Annotated in this window: 7 protein-coding genes; 3 read left to right on the top strand and 4 right to left on the bottom strand. The window is 71.9% G+C overall.

Annotation, left to right across the window (positions count from 1 at the left end):
* The first annotated feature begins 102 nt into the window (after positions 1-102).
* Positions 103-441 carry an STAS domain-containing protein gene (locus ACFWEP_RS29960; protein ID WP_387374702.1) on the top strand — a complete coding sequence of 113 codons (339 nt, stop codon included), beginning with the start codon at positions 103-105 and terminating at the stop codon, positions 439-441.
* Positions 442-448: 7 nt separating this feature from the next.
* Here the strand turns inward: ACFWEP_RS29960 and ACFWEP_RS29955 are convergent, their stop codons facing one another.
* From ACFWEP_RS29955 to ACFWEP_RS29945, 3 genes are all read right to left on the bottom strand, one after another.
* The gene (locus ACFWEP_RS29955; RefSeq protein ID WP_387374700.1) at positions 449-1,492 is read right to left on the bottom strand and encodes a sigma-70 family RNA polymerase sigma factor; all 1,044 of its coding nucleotides are present in this window, start codon (positions 1,490-1,492) and stop codon (positions 449-451) included.
* Between the two features lie 89 nt (positions 1,493-1,581).
* Positions 1,582-2,229: a L,D-transpeptidase family protein gene (locus tag ACFWEP_RS29950; protein WP_387374704.1), complete on the bottom strand. Its 648-nt coding sequence runs from the start codon at positions 2,227-2,229 to the stop codon at positions 1,582-1,584.
* Positions 2,230-2,458: 229 nt separating this feature from the next.
* Positions 2,459-3,817, bottom strand: coding sequence for an MFS transporter (locus ACFWEP_RS29945; RefSeq protein ID WP_387374698.1), 1,359 nt, complete (start codon positions 3,815-3,817; stop codon positions 2,459-2,461).
* A gap of 62 nt (positions 3,818-3,879) precedes the next feature.
* Between ACFWEP_RS29945 and ACFWEP_RS29940 the strand changes: the two genes are divergently transcribed.
* Positions 3,880-4,833 (top strand): LysR family transcriptional regulator, encoded by a 954-nt coding sequence (locus tag ACFWEP_RS29940; protein ID WP_387374696.1) that lies wholly within the window; start codon positions 3,880-3,882, stop codon positions 4,831-4,833.
* 100 nt (positions 4,834-4,933) lie between these two features.
* On the opposite strand, the gene ACFWEP_RS29935 is transcribed toward ACFWEP_RS29940, so the two are convergent.
* Complete coding sequence (locus ACFWEP_RS29935) at positions 4,934-5,332, bottom strand: hypothetical protein (protein ID WP_387374695.1); 399 nt, start codon at positions 5,330-5,332, stop codon at positions 4,934-4,936.
* A gap of 275 nt (positions 5,333-5,607) precedes the next feature.
* On the opposite strand from ACFWEP_RS29935, the gene ACFWEP_RS29930 reads away from it, so the two are divergent.
* Entirely contained in the window at positions 5,608-6,288 is a 681-nt protein-coding gene (locus ACFWEP_RS29930; RefSeq protein ID WP_387374693.1) for a DUF2238 domain-containing protein, read from the top strand.
* Positions 6,289-6,317 lie beyond the last annotated feature (29 nt).

The following is a 6,317-nucleotide window of genomic DNA, read 5'->3' as shown; positions in this document are numbered from 1 at the left end:
GCCGGTACGGAGTGCTCCGTACCGGCCGGGCTCTTTCCGCAGGCCGGCGAGGCCCCCGGCGCACGCCGATGAGTTACGGCACCGGGCACGGTCTGCACAGGTGTGGAAGCCGCACCCCCGCCCCTCACGCCCCCGGCCGGACAGCCCCCGGTCACCCTCGTGGTCACCGGCCGGATCACCCGCGCCCGGGTACCTGAGCTCTGCGCCGAGCTGGAACGGCTTCTGGCCGTCCCCGGCCGCGCCGCCGCCCCGGCCGAATGCGACCTGGCGGGAGTGGTCCGCCCCGACCTCACCGCCGTGGAGGCGGTGGCCCGGCTCTCCCTCACCGCCCGCCGTGCGGGCGGCGGCACGCTGCGCCTGCGCGACGTACCACCCGAACTGCGCACCCTGCTCGACCTGGTGGGCCTGACGGACCTGGCCGGATTCCCCGACCACTCCTGAGCGCCGCCTACTTCCCGTCGGCGTCCAGGCTGTCCGGCAGCCCGAACAGCGGGAACCAGCGCTGGGTGTCCAGGAAGCAGTGCATCCCGGTGATCGCGCCGTCCTGGATGTCGATGATCTGCACCGCCCACGGCACGAAGCCCGGCCCGTCCGGGTTCGGCTTGTAGTGGGCGAAGGCCGGGGTGCCGTTGGCGGCGGTGGCCACCAGCCGGGAGCCCGCGCAGCTCGCGCCGATGGAGAGCATGAAGCCGGTGATGTCGTCGTGCCCCCGGAGCCAGAGGTCGAACGGCGGCATGGTCATCACGGCGTCCTCGTGGAGGAGCGCGGTCAGCGCCTTCATGTCGTACCCCTCGAAGGCGGCGACGTACCGCTCCAGGAGTCTGCGCTGTTCCTCGTCGAGCGGGTCGGCGGTGTCGGGGCCGCGCTCACCGGCCTCGGACAGGGTGGCGCGGGCCCGCTGGAGCGCGCTGTTCACCGAGGCGACGGAGGTGTCGAGCAGCTCGGCGACCTCGGACGCCTTCCAGGCGAGGACCTCGCGCAGAATGAGCACCACCCGCTGCTTGGGCGGCAGGTGCTGGAGCGCGGCGACGAAGGCGAGACGTACCGACTCCCGGGCGACGGCCGCCTCCGCCGGGTCGGCGGGGGAGGGGAGGATGCGGCCGTCGGGCATCGGCTCCAGCCAGGTGTTCTCCGGCAGCGGGTTGAGCGCGGCCTGCGCGAGCGGGGTCGGCCCGGACAGATCGACGGGCCGGGCCCGCTTGTTGCCGGCCGTCAGCATGTCCAGACAGACGTTGGTCGCGATCCGGTACAGCCACGAGCGCAGCGAGGAACGCCCCTCGAACTTCTCGAAGTTGCGCCAGGCCCGCACCATCGTGTCCTGGACCGCGTCCTCCGCCTCGAACGCCGAGCCGAGCATCCGGTAGCAGTACCCGGTGAGCTCGACCCGGTGTCCCTCCAGCCTGGTTTCGACGCTCCCGCGCTCGCTCTCGGCCTCCGCTCTCCCGGCCTCCGCGTCCCCGGTCGCGCCCGCCGCCGTCGTGAGATCACTCATCGCCCTGCCCCTGTCGCGCTGTGACACCGCCCCCGCACCAGGGAAGCTACCGCAGCGCACGGACAAGCGGGCGGGAAGCGCACAACCGCTCAGGTCCCCGGCTTGCGCCCGTACACGTAGACGTCGTCCCCGTTCCGCAGCAGGTTCCAGTACGCCTTCGCGTCGGCCGGGCGCATGTTGACGCAGCCGCCCGAGCCGGGCGGGTTCCACATGGACTTGGTGACCGAGTGGAACGCCTGTCCGCCGTCGAAGAACTGCGAGTACGGCATCCACACGTGGTAGATCGTCGACCAGTGGTTCGCGTGCCGCCAGTAGATCTTCTTGGCGCCGGTACGGGTCTCGGCGCCGTCGCGGCCGGTCCGCACGGGCACCGGCCCGTAGACGAGCTTCGCGCCGTCCTGGATCCAGCTCAGCTGCCGGGTGAGGTCGACGCAGGCGATCCGCCCCTTGTTCACGGGGCACTTCTTCGCTTTGTTCGGGTTCTTCCCCGCCGCCTTCTGGGCCAGCATGGTGTTCATGGTGCGCCAGGTGATCGGCCCCGCGTAGCCGATGGTGGGCGTGATCCCGTGCGTCTTCTGGAACTTCTGGATCGCCTTGCAGTCGGTCGTGGACTGCTTGCCGTCGACCGGCCGCCCGAGGAACTTCTCGACCTGCTTCTGGTAGGGCCCCTTCGACGTGGTGCACGAGGCGGCCTCGGCGGCCGTACCCGTCGTGAGCACCAGCGCGGGGGCGGCCATCAGTCCGGCGACCGAGAGCACCCCCACGCGCCGCCGCCACGTTCCCGGTACGGCCACCGGTGCCGCCGCGACTCTCGCGCCCGATGTGGTCCCTGAGCCCACTGTGTTGTTCATGTGCGCCAACTCCCCTTTGCTCGCGCCAGGTTGTCACTCAGCTGACGAGCGAAGGGGAGCTGGGGTTGTCCGGGAACGTGTACCGATGTGGCGACGGTACGTATGTGCGTACGGCTCAGCGTGCGACGGCCATCCCGGTGTGCCGCGCGTGCGCCCTGCGTGCGGCCCGCGCGCACCGCGACCCGTACACCGTCACCGAGACGACGCCGGCCACCGCGAGGAGCCCGAGCCCGACCGTGCCGGTCCAGCCGCCCGCGTGGAAGGCGACCGCGCCGAGCGTGCCGCCCGCGCTGGAGCCGAGGTAGTACGCGGACTGGTACAGCGCCGACGCCTGGGCGCGGCCCGTGGTGGCCGTACGGCTCACCGAGGAGGAGGCGACCGCGTGGCCGGCGAAGAAGCCAGCCGTGATCAGGACCAGGCCCAGCAGCACCGCGGCCAGCTGGTCGGCGAGCGAAAGCAGCAGCCCGGCGGCGGTGGTGGAGACGGCGAGGTAGAGGGCGCCCCGGCGGCCCAGGCGGCCGACCAGGCGGCCCGCCGCGGCGGAGGAGACCGTACCGACCAGGTAGACGAGGAAGATCGAACCGATCACGCCCTGAGGCAGGTCGAACGGAGCCGCCACCAGCCGGTAGCCGATCACCGTGTAGACGGCTCCGAACACCGTCATGAAGAGCCCGCCGATGAGGAAGAGGCGGCGCAGCAGCGGGTCGGACAGGTGCCCGCCGACCGTCCGCACCAGCGCCCTCGGGTTCAGCGAGCCCGGGACGAAGTGCCGTGCCCGGGGCATCAGCAGGTGGAAGGCGACCGCGCAGCCCACGGCCAAGAGGCCGACCGCGCCGAGCGAGACCCGCCAGCCCCAGAGCTGGGCGATCCAGCCGGTCAGGATGCGGCCGCTCATGCCGCCGATGCTGTTGCCCGCCACGAACAGGCCGATGGCGGCGACCAGCGCCTTGGGCCGGACCTCCTCCGCGAGGAAGGCCATCGCGGAGGCGGGCAGCCCGGCCAGTGCCGCGCCCTGCACCGCGCGCAGGGCGATCAGGGTGCCGAGCGAGGGGGCGAACGGCACCAGCATGCCGATCGTGACGGCGATGGTGAGCGAGGCCGTCATCATCTGCCGGCGGCCGAAGCGCTCGGAGAGCGCGCTCAGCGGCAGCACGGCGAGCGCCAGGGCCCCCGTCGCGGCGGAGACCGTCCAGCTCGCCTGCCCGGCCGTGGCGCCGAACGACGCGGAGACCGAGGGCAGCAGGGCCTGGGTGGAGTAGAGGAGGGCGAAGGTCGCGACGCCGGCGGCGAAGAGCCCGAAGCTCATGCGGCGGTAGCCGGGCCCGCCGGGTTCGAGCCGCGTGTCGGCGGGCGTCGCGGTCGCGGTGGCCGCGACGGGCGGGGCGGACGCGACGGCCGTGGCGGGCGCGTGCGGAACGGGCTGTGCGCAGGCATCCACCGCGACGGTGGATGCCCCGGTACTGGCAGGAGGCATACCGCGACCGTAGGCCGGTGCGTTTGATGCGTCCAATGCATGAAACCGCGATAATCGTTCCCATGGTGCATGACCGCAGCTCACAGCCCCGACTGTCACCGAGCAGTTACGAAGAAGACATTCGCGCGGTCCTCGCGCCCCGGCTCGCGTACTTCGAGGCGGTCGCCCGCCACGAGCACGTCACCCGGGCCGCGCAGGAGCTCAACGTGCCCCAGTCCTCGCTGTCGCGGGCCATGGTCCGCCTCGAACAGGATCTCGGCGTCGCCCTGTTCGCGCGCCGGGGCCGGACCGTCTCCCTCACTCCCGCCGGGCGTACCTTCCTCGGCTCCGCCGAGCGCGCGCTGGCCGAGGTGGAGAAGGCCGCCGACTCCGTCCGGGCCGACGCCGACCCGGCCTCCGGCAAGGTCGCGTTCGGGTTCCTGCACACCATGGGCTCGGAGACCGTACCCGCCCTGATCCGGGCGTTCCGGGTCGACCACCCGGGCGTCCGCTTCCAGCTGGTGCAGAACTACGGCGAGGCGATGATCGAGCGGTTGCGCGCGGGGAAGCTGGACCTCTGCCTCACCTCACCCGTCCCCGACGCACCCGACCTGGTGGCCCGTCGGCTGGACGAACAGCGCCTGCGCCTCGTCGTCCCCGACGACCACCGGCTGGCCTCCCGCCGCCGGATCCGGCTCGCGGAGGCCGCCGACGAGACCTTCGTGACCCTGGAACCGGGGTACGGCCTGCGGCGGATCACCGACGACCTCTGCGCGGAGGCCGGGTTCGTGCCCAGGGTCGCGTTCGAGGGCGAGGAGGCGGAGACCCTGCGCGGGCTGGTCGCCGCCGGACTCGGCGTCGCCCTGCTGCCGCCGCCCGCCGTCGCCCGCCCCGGGGTCGTCGAACTGACGGTCACCGCCCCGCGCGCGGTCCGCGAGATCGGCGTCGCCTGGCTGGACGGCCACCCGGACACCCCGCCGGTCGCCGCCTTCAAGCAGTTCCTGATCTCCCGCCGCGGGCACCTGCTGCCGGACTGAACCCACTGGGCCTGACTGTCCTGTGCCACCGATCCTTGACCGATTGCCACTGAAGTTGGACCACTGCACGGTTCGTGCCATCGAACCTTGATCGGCCTGGTCAGGACGGTTTCGGACCAGTCGACGGCGCCGTGCCGTCGGACGGCTCCGGGGTCTCACGCTCGCTGGGGCCGAACTGCTCCGCGATGTTGTTCCACATGAAGCCGTCCTGCCAGTTCGGCTTCGCGGCTGCCCAGCCGAGCAGCGCCGCGAGGACCTTCTCCTGGGAAACGGTCATGGTCTGGAAGTGCTGTTCGGCCACGCCGTCCCGGTATTCGAGCTGGTAGGCGTTGTTCTCGCGCAGCAGGACCTGGATGTACCAGCTGCCGGGCAGTTCCTCGTCCACCCGCTCCACGATCAAATGGGCGTTACCTCGCCGCAGGTTGGCCAGCATCGTTCCGATGGCGGGCTTGGTGGCGCGTTTCACCACGTGGCCGCGCTCGTTGGTCGCAATCAGCATGGCCGGATCATCCAACAAGGGACTGACACCGCCTCGTGAGACTCTGACCTGGGCGGTCAAGGTTCGATGGCACGAACCGTGCAGTGGTCCAACTTCAGTGGCGATCGGTCAAGGATCGGTGGCACAGGACACGGACCTGGGCTGCCGCGTTCCGCGGCGCCGGCCCCCGCACCCTCAACCAGGTGAAAGCGCGGGGCCGTTGAGTATCCACACTCAGGCGTGGGCCTCGCGGGCGCCGGAGGATGGCGGCACAGCCCAGACACGAGGAGCCACCGATGTCCGCCACCCACCCGTCCGAGAACCTCGCGCCGGACGCCCCCGCGGCCACCGTCCGCACCGGCCGCCTGTTGCCCGCCGTTCTCGCGCCCGCCGTCGCCGTGGCGCTCGTGGTGTCCGCGTGGGGCGCCAAGGAACCCGGCACCTGGGTGCTGGAGACGGTGTGGGTGATGCTGGGCCTGCCCCTCCTGTTCCTGCTGCGCAAGCGGTTCCCGCTGAGCGGCCTGCTCTGCGGACTGCTCGCCGTCCACGCCCTCGTCCTCATGGTGGGCGGGCACTACACGTACGCCGAGGTGCCCGCCGGTGACTGGGTACGCGACTGGCTCGGCCTGGAACGCAACCCGTACGACCGCCTCGGCCACCTCATGCAGGGCTTCGTCCCCGCGATCCTGGTCCGGGAACTCCTGGTCCGCACCTCGCCCTTGCGTGGCAGCCGCTGGCTCCCGCCGCTGACCGTGTGCGCCTGCCTCGCCTTCAGCGCCGTCTTCGAGATGCTGGAGTGGCTGGCCGCCGTGACCGGAGGGGAGGCCGCCGACTCGTTCCTCGCTACCCAGGGCGACGTGTGGGACACCCAGTGGGACATGTTCTGCGCGCTGATCGGCGCCGTCTGCTCCCTGCTGCTCCTCAGCCGCCTGCACGACCGCAGCCTCGCCCGCCTCGCGACGCACGAGAAGCCCTGACCGGCGCGGCGGACGGGAACGGTCCGCCG

The organism is Streptomyces sp. NPDC060198, from assembly GCF_042728415.1.
In the GTDB taxonomy this organism is placed as follows: Bacteria; Actinomycetota; Actinomycetes; order Streptomycetales; family Streptomycetaceae; genus Streptomyces.
Note: the sequence above shows the minus strand (reverse complement) of the source record. Positions and strands in the feature narration are given on the sequence as shown.

What these genes read in the sequence shown, in the direction of transcription:
- ACFWEP_RS29955 (WP_387374700.1), bottom strand. Translation starts at nt 1,492, where the DNA reads ATGAGTGATCTCACGACGGCGGCGGGCGCGACCGGGGACGCGGAGGCC.
- ACFWEP_RS29950 (WP_387374704.1), bottom strand. Translation starts at nt 2,229, where the DNA reads ATGGCCGCCCCCGCGCTGGTGCTCACGACGGGTACGGCCGCCGAGGCC.
- ACFWEP_RS29945 (WP_387374698.1), bottom strand. Translation starts at nt 3,817, where the DNA reads ATGCCTCCTGCCAGTACCGGGGCATCCACCGTCGCGGTGGATGCCTGC.
- ACFWEP_RS29940 (WP_387374696.1), top strand. Translation starts at nt 3,880, where the DNA reads ATGGTGCATGACCGCAGCTCACAGCCCCGACTGTCACCGAGCAGTTAC.
- ACFWEP_RS29935 (WP_387374695.1), bottom strand. Translation starts at nt 5,332, where the DNA reads ATGCTGATTGCGACCAACGAGCGCGGCCACGTGGTGAAACGCGCCACC.
- ACFWEP_RS29930 (WP_387374693.1), top strand. Translation starts at nt 5,608, where the DNA reads ATGTCCGCCACCCACCCGTCCGAGAACCTCGCGCCGGACGCCCCCGCG.